Source organism: Rossellomorea sp. DUT-2 (assembly GCF_052665285.1).
This window is the reverse complement of record NZ_JBQPEO010000002.1, coordinates 219,933-236,857: the sequence shown is the minus strand read 5'-3', so window position 1 is coordinate 236,857 and position 16,925 is coordinate 219,933. Positions and strand designations below refer to the sequence as shown.

Below are 16,925 nucleotides of genomic sequence, written 5' to 3'. Positions count from 1 at the left end.
TGTCAAATTTTCTTAGTTCTATCCTACCTGCATTTTTGGTAAAGTGTATAATGATGAATGAGAAAGATAGTAGAAAATCGAGTTAGGAGTTTATACATATGAGTAAACGTATATTATTTACAGGTGGTGGATCAGCAGGTCACGTTACAGTAAACACGGCACTGATCCCACACTTTGAAAAAGAAGGCTGGGAGATAACGTATATTGGATCGGAAGAGGGAATCGAAAAGGAAATCATAACAGAACAGTTTCCTCATATTCCGTACGAAAGTATTTCAAGTGGAAAGCTCAGACGATATTTTTCATGGAAAAACTTTTCGGATCCATTCCGGGTGATGAAGGGCGTGTTCGATGCATTAGCTGTCATTCGAAAGACGAAGCCAGACATCATCTTTTCAAAAGGGGGATTTGTTTCCGTTCCCGTCGTCATGGCTGCCAAGATGGCAAAGATTCCAGTAGCGATTCATGAATCAGATGTAACGCCGGGACTCGCGAACAAATTAGCGGTTCCATTCGCGACCAAAATCTTCACCACTTTTCCTGAAACGGTTCAATCACTTCCAAGTGATAAATCATTATGTGCAGGAGCGATAATACGTGAAGAGTTGTTTACAGGAGATGCACGGGAAGGAAAACGATTAACCGGGTATTATGAAGATAAGCCTGTATTGATGATTATGGGTGGGAGTCTTGGTGCCAGAAAAATTAACGAAGCGGTAAGAGGGAATCTGGATGACCTGTTAGCCGATTTTCAAATCATACACATATGCGGTAAAGGGAATATCAATGAAACTTATACCCAAAATGGCTATCGACAATATGAATTCATAAAAGGTGAGCTTCCTCACTATTTAGCCATGACAGATTATGTGATTTCGCGCGCGGGATCTAATTCGATCTTTGAATTTCTTGCGTTGAAAAAACCAATGTTACTGATCCCCTTATCAAGGGAAGCCAGTCGGGGAGATCAGATCCTTAACGCTAACAGCTTCGTAAAGCATGGATATGCATTAAAGCTGGAAGAAGAAGAGCTGACAGAAGCGAGCTTCCTTATGAAAGTCAAGGAGTTAAAGGAAAATAGAGATACCTATATCCACAGCATGGAAAAAGGTCAAAAAGCTTATACCATACAAGACATGTATGAGGAACTTTCATCTATGTCCCGATAAAAAGTCATTGTCCTCCACTTTAAGCATATAGTATATAAATGGTTGAAGGGGAGAGGCACGATGGCTTATCAATTTTCAAAAGGATGGTACCTTCAAGAGCTCAAAAAGGCGGGAATCCATTATCATCCACTGGAAAAAAGAAAATTGGAGAATTATAAAACCTATGTCGTAAGAAATTTGTATTTCGAGAAAGTAGCGAAAAAAAAATAAAAAGAGGGAGCTGCCTGTAGTTTGTGTTTATCTCTTGAAAAAGAGATAAGACGTCAACGATCAGCAGCTCCTTTTTTTATGAGCTATAATGCTTTTTTTGCAATAATATCGTTCGTTTTCCCGCTGAATCTATGGGAGGATAAGTCTTCATTCTTGTTCATGAATTTATTTTCGATAAGGGATTGATACCAATAAATAATGATGGAATAGCTGATAGTAACCATATACATATAATGATTCTTCATCCGTTTTAATTTATATATGCCTTTTTTCTCAAAGAATGAGGTAAGGGGATAGGCGAATATATAATTAATGGCGAGGTTCAAGAGCATATAAAGCGGGAAGGATCGAAAGGTTAATCTGAAACCCAAAGTGTAGCACATAAGAACGGGCCAAGAATAAACATTAAATCACCTAGTAATTTTTCTTGTTTATTCCCACGAATCTCCCATAACTTTAGCACCGAATTACATAGGGTGATGGTTGTTAGAATGAAGCTCACTAAAATCGCAGCGGGAGAGAAGCGGAGGATGGTTTGCTTTTTGAGAAACAACAGGCTTCCCCAAGATAGTACAACTAAAATAATTCGAATAGGCATTGTGACAGCCCTCCTATAAACCTTTTTCTTCACTATAGCTTTCCCGGATGTCACTTGAATTTATGTATGAAGGAGGAGAGAGGAATCGTAAATGCATTGATATTATACAAAAAACCGATTTCCTCATTGGGAAATCGGTTTATATCCTAAGCTTCCAAAGCCTGCTCTTCTTCTTGGGATTGTTGATGCTGATATAGATAGAGTGTGTATAAGTCTTTAGGGATTTCATATATATCATATACTTCTTCTTGAGCATTTAATTGTTCGTAAAGAGATTTTCTTGTGTCATTCGCTTTTATTACATATGGAAGTTTTTCTGCTGCTTTTTGGGAGCGGGTATTCACTTTGCGGATTCTCATGAAGATGGTTTCCATACCCAGTTCAAAGAAAAGCTCAGCGAAGAAAGCGTCTTTGGCTGGCTGGTTGTATCCTTTTCCATGGTAGGGTTTGCCAATCCAGGTTCCCAGGAATCCAGCATTTTCTTGAATATCAAATAAGTTTATTGTTCCGATCGGGTTGCCCCATTCGTCCAAAATGGTTCGTGAAATGAGTTCTCCACGTTCCTCAGCTTCAATCGTTTGTTTCGTTAAGAATAGGAGTTCGTCATAGGAATGAGCTTTTTGACGCACAAAAGGGAAGACTTCCGGGTGCACCATCAGGTCATAGAGCTCATGACACTCATGTAATTCACGTTTCTTGATCATAGTAGACCCTCCTTGAGGGCAGTCTACTTGCGTACGATCCCACCCTCGAAATTTTTAAATGGTAACTAAAAAATTTCGGGGTGGGAATCGAACCCACTAAGACCAGTCAGAAACTGGTGGCGCACCTTTTGCCTTCCCTTCATTACAATCACTCTATAAAGTGTTTTAGAATAATGTAACCGGAAATATATTATCCATTTGTATCATATACGAAATATCTCAAAAAGGAAATAGGCAAAATGCTAAATTTTGATGAAAATTTTTAACAAATTCCTACACGTTTTGATAAGCGATTTCTCCATTCACCATCGTAATGATGGGCTTCGCCATAAAATGAAATGGATGGTGACTCCAAAGGACTAAATCCGCATCCTTGTTCATCTCAATACTACCGATCCGGTCAGATACACCAAGGTTTCTTGCGGGTAGGATGGTAATGCCTTCAAGAGCTTTATGTTCTTCCAATCCTTCACGTACAGCTATAGCCGCACACATATTTAAGTATTGAATGGGAGTGTACGGGTGATCTGTCGTGATGGATACTTCGACACCGGCTTCCGTCAATTTTTGATATGTGATCCAGCTTTTGTTTTTCAGCTCTACTTTCGATCTTCTCGTGAAGGTGGGGCCCACTGAAACCATTAAATTCCTACCGTGAAATTCCTCAGAGATGAGATGTCCTTCTGTACAATGCTCGATTCGTAAATCCAAATTGAATTCGTCGGCAAACCGGACCGCAGACAGGATATCGTCTGCACGGTGCGCATGTATCCGAACCGGAATTTCACGTTTTAAAGCGGAAACTAAAGGTGCAACCCTCAGATCTTCTGGGTGATCGCAATATTTAGCTGAGAAAAATGCTTCTCTAAGCATACCCATAATGCCCATCCTAGTAATGGAATCATTGTTGCCAGTGCTATGAATCCGCTTCGGGTTCTCCCCCAGGGCAATTTTCAATCCGGAGGTTTCTTTAATGATCATAGAACGAATCGTTGAGCCATGGGTTTTGATCACAGCAGTCGTACCACCGATGACATTTGCGCTCCCCGGCATGACATTAACCGTTGTGACACCGTACTTCAGAGCATCTTTAAAACCGGGATCCAATGGATACACGCCGTCAAAAGCCCGGATATGAGGCGTCATGGGCTCGATGGTTTCATTAGCATCGTTACCTGCCCACCCTGTACCTTCGTCATATAATCCCAGGTGGGTATGGGAGTCGATGAAGCCGGGGAAGAGAAATTTTCCCCGGCAATCATACACTGAAGCCTCGCGGGATGGCTCTACGCTATGTGAGTATATCTGTTTGATTTTTCCGTCTTTTATAAGGACAGAGCCGTTTTGAATGGGCTTTGATGTGATGGGATATATGGTTGCGTTCTTTAATAGTATGGAATTCATAGTTAATCCTTTCGTGGGTCTTGTTTCCTTCTTATTTTAAACAATATCATGGGAAAAAAGAAGTTATTCCTTCCTTTTGTTTCTCCAATTGGAAAAAAACAGATAGAGAAATGTTCCTAACACCGCAATGAAACTCAAAGGCTTAATATAACGTACTCCGATTACTTCTATATGCTCCCAATGAGTACCCAGCTCCATCCCGATGACAATAAACAATAATGTCCAGGGGAGCATGGCTGCAAAGGTATAAAGACTAAAAGTAGATAGAGGCATGCGGGTGATGCCCGCCGGAATACTGATGGCGTGACGGACAATCGGAATAAATCGAGCGGTGAAAATGACGATGGTACCATGTTGATCAAACCATTTTTCAGCAGCAGTCAAATGCTTTTGCTGAATAAGAAGATACTTTCCATATTTTTCGAAGAAGGGGCGGCCACCATAATAGCCAAGCCAATAAAGAAATAGTTGTGCAATTGTGCCTCCTATGACCCCGCTAAGGAAAGCTCCAATGAAGGTTATCTTACCGGCATTCACCATAAAGCCTGCGTAGCTTAATACAAGCTCGCTTGGAATCACTTCTATCATGAGTGCAAGTGCGATACCTGTGTAACCCCAATCAGTTAATTGTGTCAGGATGTGTACAATCGTTTCATGGTTCATCGAGTTCCTCCTACATGATTCCTGAATATTGAAGAAAGAGAATCAAGAGCCCTAACGCCCACACGTAGTAAGAGAAAATTTTCAGCGAGTGCTTTTTCAAGAAATTTACCATCGTAAGGATTGCGAAGTATCCGAACACTGCAGCACTTACTGTTCCGATGGCTAAACTTGAAAAAGAAATCGCTTCAACAGTTCCCCCTATCATTTCCTTTCCTTGAAGCACAATCCCTCCGAGTATGGCAGGGGTAGACAGAAGAAATGAAAAATAAGCCGCCGTTTCCCTGTCCAGTTTCCTGAATAAACCTGCCGCAATGGTTAAGCCTGATCTTGATAATGCCGGGAATATGGCTGCTGCTTGAAAGCTCCCGATCACCACTGCATCAGTGTAAGAAAGATCATCAAGTTTTTTATAGCCATTTTTCACTCCATCTGCAACATACATAATACATCCCGTTGCAAGAAACTCCCATCCGATGGTGGTACCCGACTTTGAGATTGTGTCAAAAAAATCTTCGAACAAAAAACCAACGATTACAGCCGGGATCGTTCCAATAATGAGAATCCACGATAATTTACTAAAGGGGTGCCTTAGCATGTAAAGAAGTTCCTTTTGATACACAACGAGAACAGCGATCAAGGTTCCGATATGAAGCATTGTATCCAAGAAAAGTCCAGCTTCCTCCAAGCCAAAGCTAAGCCTCCCCAGATAAAGGTGACCTGTGCTTGAGATTGGAAGGAACTCAGTTAAACCTTGTATGATTCCCAGAATAAAGGCTTCAAATTTATTCAAATCCACCACTACCTTTCTGCAAGTCCACTAAGGACAAACTCCTCTATTTAACATATATTCCATCCATTCACGTTTCATGAGGACTGTCCTGAAGTTTGATGAATTTCTCTTTAAGGGGTTTCAAAAAAATACGAGATAAGATGAAACTTTCTGACTGAATGCACGTAAATATAGAGGAGGATAGAAACAAAGTGACTGTTTACTCTGATTTAGGGTGAGCGGTGAAAAGGAGGAATTTCAATATGCCGACAAAAGATGAAAGAATGATGGCTGCTCTTATTTATATATTAAGCTTTTTCACAGCATTCATTGGACCATTGATCATCTGGCTTATCAAGAAGGATGAATCGGAGTTTGTAGACTATCATGGAAAGGAATATTTCAACTTTCTCATTTCATATGCCGTCTATGGTTTGGTAAGCACCATTTTGATGGTGGTGCTGATTGGATTAGTTCTGGCTCCGGTCGTGGGGGTCCTGGCCTTGATCTTTACGATATTGGGAGCGATCAGAGCCTATGAGGGAGAGCATTATCGAATTCCGACGGTCTTCCGTTTACTTAAATAAACAGATGGGAACTCATGAGCATTCATGGGTTCTTTTTTCTGGTTCATTAAAGAGCATTTTTGAAATAATGTGTTGACAAAACTATCTGAATATTGATAGTTTTATGAAAATATCTTACTGTTTTTAGGTTTGTCCCCGAAAGGAGCATGTCCATATGACGAGGGTGGATAACAAAGAGAGAGTGCTTAGGTTGATGGGTATTTTGAGTGAAGAAACGGATGAGGATCATGAGTTGAGTCTGGATGATATTATTCTTCGTTTTAAGCAGATGTTTGGCCCGGACGTGAAATTAAACAAAAATTCACTAAAAGATGACCTTGAGCATCTTATCAGAAATAATTTCGATGTCACCATAAACCAGGAAAAAGAAGGGCTGCCTAAATATTATAGTCATCAGTATCGCCTGTTCGAGCTATATGAACTTCGCATGCTCATCGATGCAGTCGTTTCGGCCAAATTTATATCCAAGAAAGAAACGAGGCAGCTGACAGGAAAAATAAAGCGTCTCACAAGTCTTCATCAAGGTAAAAAGCTGCATAATGAAATTCAAATCGATTCCTCCATTAAAAGTGAAAGTCCCTATATTCGCCTCGCTATCCATGATATTCATGAAGCAATCGCAGAACGTAGAATGATTACGTTCCAATATGGTCGATACGATGTGAGGAAACAGTTTAACTTGAGTCATGACGGAAAGCTTTATAAAGTGAAGCCCTATGCCCTTGCATGGGCAAATGATTTCTACTATCTCATTGCCTATTATTTTGAAGCAGACGAAATTCGCCACTACCGGGTTGATCGACTAAGGAATGTAGAACCCCTTTCAGAAACCTTTCCATACGAGCCATTTGATGTATCTAAGTATGTACAATCGACCTTTCATATGTTTGCAGGTGATGAAGAATGGATCAAAGTTTCGTTTCAAAATCACCTCATCAATGTGATCATCGATAAGTTCGGAAAAGATGTAGACATACAAAGAGACGGTGAAAACCATTTTATTCTCACAACAAAAGCCCGTGTCAGTACCGGCCTGGTAAACTGGATCTTAAATTTTGGAAGCAAGGCGAGAGTCATATCTCCTCCCACTCTAGTGGACACTGTTAAAACGGAGGTGACTAAACTGTATTCCTTATATCAGCATTAATGAAGCGCTGAACCTCATTGCATGGGGCTCAGTGCTTATTATTGTTTCAGAAACTTATTTTCGCTCTTTTCGCAAAGAGCGTTGTTGTTAACATGAGTTCTGCAAGGCTCTGTCAATTAGTGTGTGCTTGATGGTGAGGGGAACTGCTCCGCTTGCAGCTAGCGTTCTGCCGAGCCTCCTCAGGTTAGCCGAACGGGGTCTCGGCACGACCAAAAGCCGCCGGAGTCTGCGGAGTTCCCCTCACCATCTTTTATAGGTTTATTGTGACAGAGCTTCAACGTGTGCTAGAAAACAAAATAACTTGAAAAATACTTACTTAAGACAATCAATCTCACCTTTAGGAAAAGAGCTTATATTTAAAAGAATAATGAACGATTTTCATTTTCCTCCGTCTTATATTTGAAAAACAAAAGGAGGAATCGAGATGAATGAATTACAAGAAGCATTTCAGGCAATAAATTGGGGGCTTGTTGCTCCTGTCATCCTTATTCAACTCATACTCATGGTGGTTGCAGTGATTGATTTGATCCGGATTAAATCAACGAATGGGCCTAAATGGCTATGGGTTCTCATTATACTTTTTATCAACATCATTGGGCCGGTTGTGTATTTCATTTTTGGAAGGAGACATGATGGATGAACGTATTAGAAGTATCTTCTTTAGAAAAGAAGTATAAGGAAAAGCTTGCCGTAAATAACCTTTCCTTTCAATTAAAACAAGGTCGTTGTACAGCTCTGCTGGGTCCTAATGGTGCAGGGAAAACCACTACCTTAAATATGCTGGCAGGGTTGATTACACCTACTAATGGATCAATTTCAACAAGCGGTTCCTCTAAAGATATACGGCAATTGATAAGCTACCTGCCCCAATATCCTTCCTTTTTTGAATGGATGTCAGGAAAGGAATTTCTCACCTTTTCCGGTGAAATCTCAGGATTAACCAGGAAAACATCCCAATATCGATGTGAAGAGCTTTTAGAGTTAGTCGGTTTGCTGGAAGGAAAGAATCGAAGAATTGGTCAATATTCGGGTGGAATGAAGCAGCGTTTAGGGATAGCTCAAGCTCTTATTCATCAGCCGAAGCTTTTAATCCTTGATGAACCTGTATCTGCCTTAGATCCTTTCGGGAGGAGAGAAGTGCTGGAGCTGTTAAAAAAGTTAAAGAAGGAAACGACGATCCTTTTTTCTACACATATTTTAAATGATGCAGAACAGGTTTGTGAGGACGTGTTGTTCTTGCACGGTGGAGTCCTGATTGAAGAAGGGCCACTTTTAGAAGTAAAGAAAAGGCACCAGACACCGAGATTGAGCCTGTACTTTAACGAAGATAGCGAAAAGTATAAACCGTATCTGCTGCAAAAAGATTGGGTTCATCATCTTGTAGCAGAAGGAAATCGTCTTTCTTTCGAAGTAAGTGAACTGGAAAGGGATAGAGCGAGAATCTTTTCATTGATCTCAGAAAAGCATTGGGGAGTAACAAGATTGGAAACAAGTGAACAGAGCCTTGAAGAACTATTCATGGAGGTGATCAAAGTATGAAAACATGCTGGATTTTATTCAGAAAAGAAATGCTGGAACTAACACGGAATTATAAATTGATTTGGATGCCCATCGTATTCATTTTATTTGGGTTAACGGAACCATTGACGGCCTTTTATTTACCAGACATTATTCAATCAGTAGGAGATCTGCCGGAAGGAACGGTCATCAGCATTCCAACACCCTCATCTGAAGAAGTATTATTGTCGACCATCAGTCAGTTTAATACCTTTGGCGTCCTCATCATTGTATTAGGATTCATGGGAATGATTGCGGGAGAGAGAAAGAGCGGAAATGCTGTAATGGTACTGGTGAAGCCCGTCTCATACGCATCTTATATTTATTCCAAATGGATGGCTGCATTTGTTCTGGTGTGGGTCTCCTATGGCCTTGGGATGCTCTCGGGTTGGTATTATATTCATGTATTATTTAACGGAATTGATTTTACCTCATTCGTGCAGGGATTCTTCGTCTATGGCTTGTGGCTTACCTTTATCTTAACAATGGTCGTTTTCTTTAGTAGTTTAGTAAAAACGTCTGGCCTGGCAGCATTCTTTACGATCGGGATCGCCATATTATTAACCTTTGTGTCAGGGTTCATGACCAGAACCTTAATGTGGTCCCCAAGTCAGCTAACCAACTATGTAAATGAAGTCATCCTTCACAACACGTGGCCGGATCACCTGACAGGGACCATTATCCTTACTACCATCCTTTGCCTGGCCATCTTGCTCATAGCACCACCACTCTATAAGAAAAAAGATTTAATCTGACCAAGTCATCTCTATTTTTAGAGGGACGGACCTCAATTAAAGTAAAAGGATTACCTTATTTTATGTCGAATAATGGTAATAGAAGGGAGGAGGCTGCATGATAGAACTTCAATACACCCATAAGGTAAACAAATTGATTCAAAACGCCCATATGATTGCCGAAAGGAATCATCATACAAGCATTCAAAGCATGGATCTATATTTAGGAGCCGCTCACGTAAAAGAAGGTACTCTAAGGGAGATGTATCACCTTTTGGAACCCTATATGGAACAGATAGAAAACATATTGAAAATCATTCCTTCGGAGCCTTCAGATACAGAACGAATGGATCGCTTTTCCATTCCATTATCAACCCACGCAAGAAAGGTATGGAACACATCGATTGAAGTCATGAAAAGATACAATCAAACGTTTGTAAACGAAGGTCATATTATTAAAGCGTTTTACGCCCATCTACCAGAACATCCTCAGGTCCAAAAAGAGCTTGATGCTATACCTCATGAAAGGATTATCCGGTCTGTTACTACAGCGCGAGATTTGACGGTTTATTTATTGAACAAAGATTGGAGATATGAAGTGAACCCTGAATTCCAAATCAGACCTGTTCAGGCTGAAGATGAAAAGGAACTATTGGTATGGGTTGAGGAGCATTTTGGAGGATCATGGTCAAAAACGTTGTTACAGGCCTTTCAATCATCCGAGGAATTTATCCCGATTATCAAAGCGGAAGAAAAAGGTGAATTAATTGGATTTGCAGCCTTTGATGTGTATAAAAATAAAAAAGGGATTTACGGGCCGATGGGGGTGCTCCCAGTCACTCGTCATAAAGGAGTGGGAAAAGGACTCCTTTATCATTCATTGCAGTGCATGCAAGAAAAAGGGTATATGTACGCTGTATTAAAAGAAGCCGGACCCATCGAATTCTATGAAAAGAAGTGTAACGCTAAGCTTATTCCTGTGGAGAATGATGAATGAGCGAGAGTCACAAACATCAAGAATGAATCAATCAGTGGCTTGATCAGTGAGCAAGTTAGTACACATTTTTACTATTTTGTGGGAAAATAAAGTCGTTTATTCGATACCGGTGACGAATATTCTTGCATCATTAGGGAGGTAGACAAGAAGATGATGATTGAAAATACAGGACTCGTTCTCGAAGGTGGAGGAATGAGAGGGATATACACGGCGGGAGCATTGGAATACTTCCTGGAAAGAGGCATTGAATTTCCTTATGTTGTCGGAGTATCTGCGGGTGCATGTAATGCGGCATCCTATTTATCCAAGCAAAATGGACGCAATAAAAAGGTGAATGTAGACTTTATCCGTGATCCGAAATATTTATCTTGGCGAAACTACTGGAAAACAGGAGAGTTATTTGGAATGGATTATGTGTTTGATGAAATTCCAAATAAGCTGGTCCCTTTCGATTATGAAGCTTTTCACTCTAATTCAACGGAATTTATTGTCGGAACCACAGATTGTCATACAGGAAAACCGGCGTATTTCTCAAGAAGAGAATATGGGGAGGAGCTTCTTACGATTATCCGTGCGTCAAGTTCCCTGCCATTCGTCGCTCCGATCGTTGAATTTGAATCCCGTCATCTTCTCGATGGAGGAATAAGTGACCCTGTTCCCATCGAAAAAGCTGAGCAGGACGGATTTAAGAAGAATGTAGTCATTCTAACTAGAAACAAGGGCTATTATAAAAAGCCCTCACGATTTTCTTTCCTTGTGAAAAGAAAGTATCCTGGGTATCCTGAATTACATAAGACGATGTTTAACCGGTACTTGCGTTACAATCAAATAATCAAGGAATTAGAAACGAGAGAAAAGAATGGGGACGTTCTGATCATTCAACCTCAACATCCATTAAAAGTAAGCCGTATTGAAAAAAATCCACAAAAGCTGGACGAGTTGTACTGGCAAGGCTATCATGATGCAGAGGCTAAAGTAAAAAAAATAATGGAATGGAATCGCCCAGCCACTCCAGTGCACTCATAACATATAAGCCAACCTATGACAGAAAGTCTTCTTTTTTTAGAGGGTTCTGCAAGCGTTGGTTTTTTCTATTTGAATGGTCTATTTAAGGGATTTTTACATACATATGATAGAGATTCCTTGAAAGGACGAGCATTTCATGAACCTCTACCAAATCTACAAAAATGAACAATATACGTTGCTTTATCGAAGTATCATGTATTTTCTCATAGGTGTAGGAATGCTGATTGTGACCCGACAGTTATATTATTTTCCCCTGTTAATCTTTATACCCGCGTGTTCTAATCTATATCTCAGTTTCAGTATGAAGAAGGAGCTAAAGAAAGCGAACCGATTATTTTATGAAACAATACCTGTATCCCGGCATTCTTTAGTCGGAGTTCATACGAAAGAAGGTTCCTATTACTTAAAAACGAATGGATGGTCAGAATACTTCATTCAAAGAACGTCCTTGATCAATAACCCAAAACACTATATGCTTCACCGAAAACATAAGCACCCGCTGCCATTCTTAAAATGGAGCAGTTCCATGAAAATCGATATGGGCGGAGGGGGAAAGGTTTTTTACTTGAAATACCAGAGCTCTACTGCTATTGAATGGCGTAGTGACGATGGTGACACGATTATCATCTATAAAGGAAACAAACGATGGATCTTGAATTATAATAAAAAAAATTATTTATCCTTACAAAAAGGATATCTTCCTCAAAGTGTTCAAAAGCTCTTTGACTATCACCATAGTTATGTTTCTTTTTATGAAACATATAGCGAGGAACTGGATTGGCTTCTTATTTTCCTTTGGTATGTAGACAGTGATTATTTTCTTACCGCATAGTAATCCTTTTTTTTCATTTGGGTACGCTAAAAAGGAACATTGTGGAGGTGAGATGATGAATGCTGATTACAAACCATGTTTAACGGCTTTGCAACGATGTCTGGAAGCATGTAATGTATGCTACCATGCATCCCTTAAGGAAGAAAAAGCGATGATGATGTGCATTGAACTGGACCGGGAATGTGCGGATATTTGTTCCTATGCCATTAATGCCATGCAGCGAAGCAGTAAATTTGTTCAACAAATTCTGGTCCTTTGCGCAGAAATCTGTGATGCGTGTGGAACAGAATGTAATTCTCATGACCAACAGCATTGTAAGGACTGCGCTAAAGCCTGTTTTGAATGTGCGGAAGAATGCAGAAAGCAATTAGCATAGTATTTGAAGGATGCTTCTATTAAGTAGAGGCATTTTTTTAATCCTTGTCACTCATCCTGTGCATCTGATTTATGGTTGCAGTCGGGATCAGAGAGGTGTTTGCGATATAGTATTCAAAAAATTAGTACAAAAATAAAATTCTAGAGCTCCTTACATGATTTCATTGATGAAACTATGATAGAATAATGATAATCGAATAGGTTTCCTTCGGGGCAGGGTGAAATTCCCTACCGGCGGTGATGAGCACATGCTCTTAGTCCGTGACCCGGCTAATGAAAATTAGACGGTGGATTTGGTGAAATTCCAAAGCCGACAGTGAAAGTCTGGATGGGAGAAGGAACGGCAGTATTTACTTGATCTAGACGCGAGAAGTCTACCTTTTTTATGGGGATTTTTTTCCCAAAAAAGAAATCATGTGAATGCTTTATTCAGTCATGCCAACTTCCCCCAAGTAAAAACTTACTTGGGGTTTATTTATTTTAGAATAATAGTGATGAACGAAGGGAGGTAAAACGTTTGAACGATTCACCATATATGAAGCTTGCCCTCTCAATGGCAAAGACGACCCAAGGTCAAACATCGCCCAATCCTGCCGTAGGAGCGGTCGTGGTGAAAAATGGAGAAGTCGTTGGGATGGGTGCGCACCTCAAAGCAGGAGAAGGTCATGCAGAGGTTCATGCCATAAAGATGGCAGGAGCGAAAGCAAAGGGGAGTGACGTCTATGTTACGTTGGAACCATGTTCCCATTACGGGAAAACACCTCCTTGTTCACAGCTGCTGATTTCAAGCGGAGTGAGGCGAGTCCATATTGCCGGCACAGATCCAAATCCCCTTGTCGCGGGAAGAGGAATCCAACAGTTGAGGGATGCAGGCATAGAAGTAATGGTCGGAGAGCTTGAAGAAGAAGCACTCGAACTAAATAAGCACTTTTTCCATTTCATTCAATACGGCACGCCTTATGTAACCCTTAAGACAGCTGTTACATTAGACGGGAAAACAGCTTCAGCTTCAGGAGATAGTAAATGGATTACGTCAGAAGCTTCACGCACAGATGTCCACTATGATCGTCACAGGCATGACGCGATATTAGTAGGAGTCAATACCGTTATTCAGGACAACCCACACCTTACCACCCGTTTGCCCCAAGGTGGAAAAAACCCCATTCGAATTATTTTAGATACCTATTTACGAACACCTCTCCACTCCCATGTAGTGGAAGACTCGAAAAGCAGGACGCTCATCTTTACGGGCAGTGCTGTCAATGAAGAACAGAAGCGGCCCTATATGGAATCAGGCTGCGAAATCATCACCCTTTCAGAGGAAAGGATGGACATTCACACAGTTTTAAAAGAACTTGGTGCCCGGAATATCGGATCCCTTTACGTAGAAGGTGGATCTACTATTCATTCTTCCTTTTTAAAGGAAAAAGCCTTTCAGGAATTGATTATGTACATGTCACCTAAGCTTGTAGGCGGAAGCTCTGCCTTCACCAGTTTTGGAGGGGAAGGTTTCCCGACCATTGCAGAAGGTCTGGAAATGGAGATTAAAAGTCTTGAACGAGTAGGAAAGGACATTAAGATGGTTGCTTTACCTATAAGTTAACATTTTTGATTTGAAAGGGGGAGAAATGGATGTTTACTGGAATCATTGAAGAAATAGGATCAATTGAACGCATGAAAAAATCCTCCTCCTCTATGGAACTGACGATAACAGCGGGCCGCGTTTTAGAAGACGTTCAAATTGGAGATAGCATCAGTGTGAATGGTGTCTGTTTAACCGTCACTTCATTCAGCTCCAGGCAATTTCAAGTGGACGTGATGCCTGAAACCTTCGAAGGCACAACGCTACGAAATCTATCCCATGGTTCTAAAGTGAACCTGGAGAGGGCGATGGCTGCAAACGGTCGTTTCGGCGGGCATTTCGTTAATGGGCACGTCGATGGAATAGGGACGATCGTTAGAATAGAGAAAGTTGAAAATGCCTGGTATATGGACATTTCCATACCGGAAAATCAGAGTCACTTGTTTATTATGAAGGGCTCTGTCGCAATAGACGGCACTTCCCTTACTGTTTTTGGTGTGAAAAGTAATGTCATTACGATCTCCTTGATCCCACAAACGAGAGGGGACACGGTTCTTGGCGAGAAGAAAGTAGGGGACCGTGTCAACATTGAATGTGATGTAATGGCGAAATATTTTCATCGCTTCTATGAAGAAAAGGAACAGTCTAAGAGCACTTCAAGCCGCATGAGCTATGAATTTTTAAGTCAAAATGGTTTTGCTGACTAATAGGGAGGGGTTGCCCCATGTTTAATAAGATCGAAGAAGCTCTGGAAGATTTGCAGGCAGGTAAAGTCGTCATCGTAGTCGATGATGAAAATCGTGAGAATGAGGGAGACTTTATTGCCCTTGCCGATAAAGCGACTCCAGAAGTCATTAATTTTATGGCTAAAGAAGGAAGAGGCTTAATTTGTGCCCCGATAACAGAGGAAATTGCACAAAAACTAAAGCTTGCACCGATGACGATGTCAAATACGGATCCTCATGGAACGGCATTTACGATTTCTGTCGATCATAAATCCGCAACTACTGGGATTAGTGCATTTGAGAGATCGACCACCATACAGGAATTATTGAACCCGGACTCATTGCCCGAGGACTTCAAAAGACCCGGTCACGTATTTCCCCTTGTCGCCAAAAAAGGGGGGGTACTAAAACGGGCAGGACATACAGAAGCTGCCATCGATTTGGCTATTATGTCAGGTGCCAAGCCATCAGGTGTCATTTGTGAAATCATGAATGAAGACGGCACGATGGCAAGGGTACCTGAGTTGATGAAACTGGCTGATAAATGGAATCTGAAGGTCATCTCCATTGAGGACCTTATCAGGTACAGACGGAAAAAAGAAAAACTCGTCACGAGAGAAGTGGAAATTGAACTTCCAACCGAATTTGGAAACTTCAAGGCCGTTGCGTACACAGAAAACCTTACAGGAAAAGAACATATCGCGCTTGTGAAAGGAGAATGGTCCGAGGATGAGGATGTACTCGTTCGCGTTCACTCTGAATGTTTGACGGGAGATGTATTCGGTTCCAATCGCTGTGACTGTGGACCTCAGCTTGCCACAGCACTGACTCAAATTGAAGAGCATGGAAAAGGTGTACTGCTTTATATGAGACAAGAAGGCCGTGGGATTGGTTTAATCAACAAATTGAAGGCCTATAAGCTTCAGGAAGAAGGCTATGACACCGTTGAAGCTAATCAAAAACTGGGCTTTGGTGATGATTTGAGGGAATATGGAATCGGAGCACAGATTCTGAGAGATTTAGGCATAACAAAGATGCGTCTACTGACCAATAATCCTAGAAAAATTGCCGGAATTAACGGGTACGGATTAGAAATCGCAGGTCGAGTGCCGATCCAAATGCCGGCGAAATTCGAAAATGAGAAGTATTTGAAAACAAAGCACGCAAAACTTGGACATATACTTAAATTTTAGGAGGAATTTACAATGAAAACAATTTATGAAGGTCATTTAGTAGGTTCAGGATTAAAGGTTGCAATTGTCGTATCACGTTTCAACGAGTTCATCACATCAAAGCTTCTGGGTGGGGCAGAAGATGCATTAAAGCGCCACGGTGTTGAAGAAGGAAATGTTTCTGTCACTTGGGTTCCAGGTGCATTTGAAATTCCTATGATCGCCAAAAAACTTGCCCGTTCAGGGAAGTATGATGCCGTTGTTACACTGGGAACGGTCATCCGCGGAGCAACTGCTCATTTTGAATACGTAAGTGGAGAGGTAGCAAAAGGAGTGGCCAATCTAAGCCTGCAGGAAGATGTACCCGTCATCTTTGGTGTCTTAACGACGGATACAATTGAGCAGGCAATCGAAAGAGCCGGTACCAAAGCAGGAAATAAAGGGTGGGAAGCAGCAGTATCAGCCATCGAAATGGCTAATCTGATTCGTGAGATTGATAAGTAAAATTTTTCAACCAAGCCAAGCCTCCATTTTGGGAAGCTTGGCTTTTTACGAGGGACGGATCCGAGGCGTATGGGGATAAAATTGTAAAACAGCTGGATTCCTGGTGATTTCTGCTGGATTATTCTCCAAAACGGCTCGATTTTTCACAAAAGCCGCTGGATTATGTTCCA

General features: G+C 41.1%; 21 protein-coding genes and 1 riboswitch. Of the genes, 15 read left to right on the top strand and 6 right to left on the bottom strand.

The window, feature by feature from the left end; all coding sequences use genetic code 11:
* Nucleotides 1-98: 98 nt before the first annotated feature.
* Together ACOSV2_RS06815 and ACOSV2_RS06810 are read left to right on the top strand one after the other, a co-directional pair.
* Nucleotides 99-1,169 carry an undecaprenyldiphospho-muramoylpentapeptide beta-N-acetylglucosaminyltransferase gene (locus ACOSV2_RS06815; RefSeq protein ID WP_428974497.1) on the top strand — a complete coding sequence of 357 codons (1,071 nt, stop codon included), beginning with the start codon at nt 99-101 and terminating at the stop codon, nt 1,167-1,169.
* Nucleotides 1,170-1,229: 60 nt separating this feature from the next.
* Nucleotides 1,230-1,379, top strand: coding sequence for a DUF2639 domain-containing protein (locus ACOSV2_RS06810; RefSeq protein WP_113970979.1), 150 nt, complete (start codon nt 1,230-1,232; stop codon nt 1,377-1,379).
* Between the two features lie 83 nt (nt 1,380-1,462).
* On the opposite strand, the gene ACOSV2_RS06805 is transcribed toward ACOSV2_RS06810, so the two are convergent.
* The 6 genes from ACOSV2_RS06805 to ACOSV2_RS06780 form a co-directional block, all read right to left on the bottom strand.
* Nucleotides 1,463-1,609: a hypothetical protein gene (locus tag ACOSV2_RS06805; protein WP_428974496.1), complete on the bottom strand. Its 147-nt coding sequence runs from the start codon at nt 1,607-1,609 to the stop codon at nt 1,463-1,465.
* A 125-nt stretch (nt 1,610-1,734) separates the two neighbouring features.
* Nucleotides 1,735-1,977 carry a hypothetical protein gene (locus ACOSV2_RS06800; RefSeq protein WP_428974495.1) on the bottom strand — a complete coding sequence of 81 codons (243 nt, stop codon included), beginning with the start codon at nt 1,975-1,977 and terminating at the stop codon, nt 1,735-1,737.
* Nucleotides 1,978-2,123: 146 nt separating this feature from the next.
* Nucleotides 2,124-2,681 (bottom strand): GNAT family N-acetyltransferase, encoded by a 558-nt coding sequence (locus ACOSV2_RS06795; RefSeq protein ID WP_428974494.1) that lies wholly within the window; start codon nt 2,679-2,681, stop codon nt 2,124-2,126.
* Nucleotides 2,682-2,954: 273 nt separating this feature from the next.
* On the bottom strand, nt 2,955-4,085 hold the full coding sequence (locus tag ACOSV2_RS06790) for an amidohydrolase (RefSeq protein WP_428974493.1): 1,131 nt from the start codon (nt 4,083-4,085) through the stop codon (nt 2,955-2,957).
* 63 nt (nt 4,086-4,148) lie between these two features.
* A complete protein-coding gene (locus ACOSV2_RS06785; RefSeq protein WP_428974492.1) occupies nt 4,149-4,748 on the bottom strand; it encodes a DedA family protein in 600 nt (199 codons plus the stop codon).
* Nucleotides 4,749-4,758: 10 nt separating this feature from the next.
* Nucleotides 4,759-5,538, bottom strand: coding sequence for an undecaprenyl-diphosphate phosphatase (locus ACOSV2_RS06780; protein ID WP_428974491.1), 780 nt, complete (start codon nt 5,536-5,538; stop codon nt 4,759-4,761).
* A 242-nt stretch (nt 5,539-5,780) separates the two neighbouring features.
* Between ACOSV2_RS06780 and ACOSV2_RS06775 the strand changes: the two genes are divergently transcribed.
* The 13 genes from ACOSV2_RS06775 (at nt 5,781) to ribH (ending at nt 16,755) form a co-directional block, all read left to right on the top strand.
* Complete coding sequence (locus ACOSV2_RS06775) at nt 5,781-6,104, top strand: DUF4870 domain-containing protein (RefSeq protein ID WP_428974490.1); 324 nt, start codon at nt 5,781-5,783, stop codon at nt 6,102-6,104.
* 154 nt (nt 6,105-6,258) lie between these two features.
* A complete protein-coding gene (locus ACOSV2_RS06770) occupies nt 6,259-7,251 on the top strand; it encodes a helix-turn-helix transcriptional regulator (RefSeq protein WP_428974489.1) in 993 nt (330 codons plus the stop codon).
* Nucleotides 7,252-7,675: 424 nt separating this feature from the next.
* Nucleotides 7,676-7,891 carry a PLD nuclease N-terminal domain-containing protein gene (locus tag ACOSV2_RS06765; RefSeq protein ID WP_428974488.1) on the top strand — a complete coding sequence of 72 codons (216 nt, stop codon included), beginning with the start codon at nt 7,676-7,678 and terminating at the stop codon, nt 7,889-7,891.
* On the top strand, nt 7,888-8,790 hold the full coding sequence (locus tag ACOSV2_RS06760; protein WP_428974487.1) for an ABC transporter ATP-binding protein: 903 nt from the start codon (nt 7,888-7,890) through the stop codon (nt 8,788-8,790). Before ACOSV2_RS06765 ends, ACOSV2_RS06760 begins: the two co-directional genes overlap by 4 nt.
* Nucleotides 8,787-9,563, top strand: coding sequence for an ABC transporter permease (locus tag ACOSV2_RS06755; RefSeq protein ID WP_428974486.1), 777 nt, complete (start codon nt 8,787-8,789; stop codon nt 9,561-9,563). Before ACOSV2_RS06760 ends, ACOSV2_RS06755 begins: the two co-directional genes overlap by 4 nt.
* Nucleotides 9,564-9,660: 97 nt before the next feature.
* On the top strand, nt 9,661-10,539 hold the full coding sequence (locus ACOSV2_RS06750) for a GNAT family N-acetyltransferase (protein ID WP_428974485.1): 879 nt from the start codon (nt 9,661-9,663) through the stop codon (nt 10,537-10,539).
* Between the two features lie 153 nt (nt 10,540-10,692).
* Entirely contained in the window at nt 10,693-11,565 is an 873-nt protein-coding gene (locus tag ACOSV2_RS06745) for a patatin-like phospholipase family protein (protein ID WP_428975076.1), read from the top strand.
* Between the two features lie 136 nt (nt 11,566-11,701).
* Nucleotides 11,702-12,397 carry a hypothetical protein gene (locus ACOSV2_RS06740; RefSeq protein ID WP_428974484.1) on the top strand — a complete coding sequence of 232 codons (696 nt, stop codon included), beginning with the start codon at nt 11,702-11,704 and terminating at the stop codon, nt 12,395-12,397.
* Between the two features lie 52 nt (nt 12,398-12,449).
* Entirely contained in the window at nt 12,450-12,773 is a 324-nt protein-coding gene (locus ACOSV2_RS06735; RefSeq protein ID WP_428974483.1) for a four-helix bundle copper-binding protein, read from the top strand.
* A 199-nt stretch (nt 12,774-12,972) separates the two neighbouring features.
* Nucleotides 12,973-13,116: riboswitch (FMN riboswitch) on the top strand.
* 191 nt (nt 13,117-13,307) lie between these two features.
* Nucleotides 13,308-14,375 (top strand): bifunctional diaminohydroxyphosphoribosylaminopyrimidine deaminase/5-amino-6-(5-phosphoribosylamino)uracil reductase RibD, encoded by a 1,068-nt coding sequence (gene ribD / locus ACOSV2_RS06730; RefSeq protein ID WP_428975075.1) that lies wholly within the window; start codon nt 13,308-13,310, stop codon nt 14,373-14,375.
* Between the two features lie 29 nt (nt 14,376-14,404).
* Entirely contained in the window at nt 14,405-15,061 is a 657-nt protein-coding gene (ribE, locus tag ACOSV2_RS06725) for a riboflavin synthase (protein WP_428974482.1), read from the top strand.
* A 17-nt stretch (nt 15,062-15,078) separates the two neighbouring features.
* Nucleotides 15,079-16,272 carry a bifunctional 3,4-dihydroxy-2-butanone-4-phosphate synthase/GTP cyclohydrolase II gene (locus ACOSV2_RS06720; RefSeq protein WP_428974481.1) on the top strand — a complete coding sequence of 398 codons (1,194 nt, stop codon included), beginning with the start codon at nt 15,079-15,081 and terminating at the stop codon, nt 16,270-16,272.
* A gap of 12 nt (nt 16,273-16,284) precedes the next feature.
* Nucleotides 16,285-16,755 carry a 6,7-dimethyl-8-ribityllumazine synthase gene (gene ribH, locus ACOSV2_RS06715; RefSeq protein WP_397554017.1) on the top strand — a complete coding sequence of 157 codons (471 nt, stop codon included), beginning with the start codon at nt 16,285-16,287 and terminating at the stop codon, nt 16,753-16,755.
* Nucleotides 16,756-16,925 lie beyond the last annotated feature (170 nt).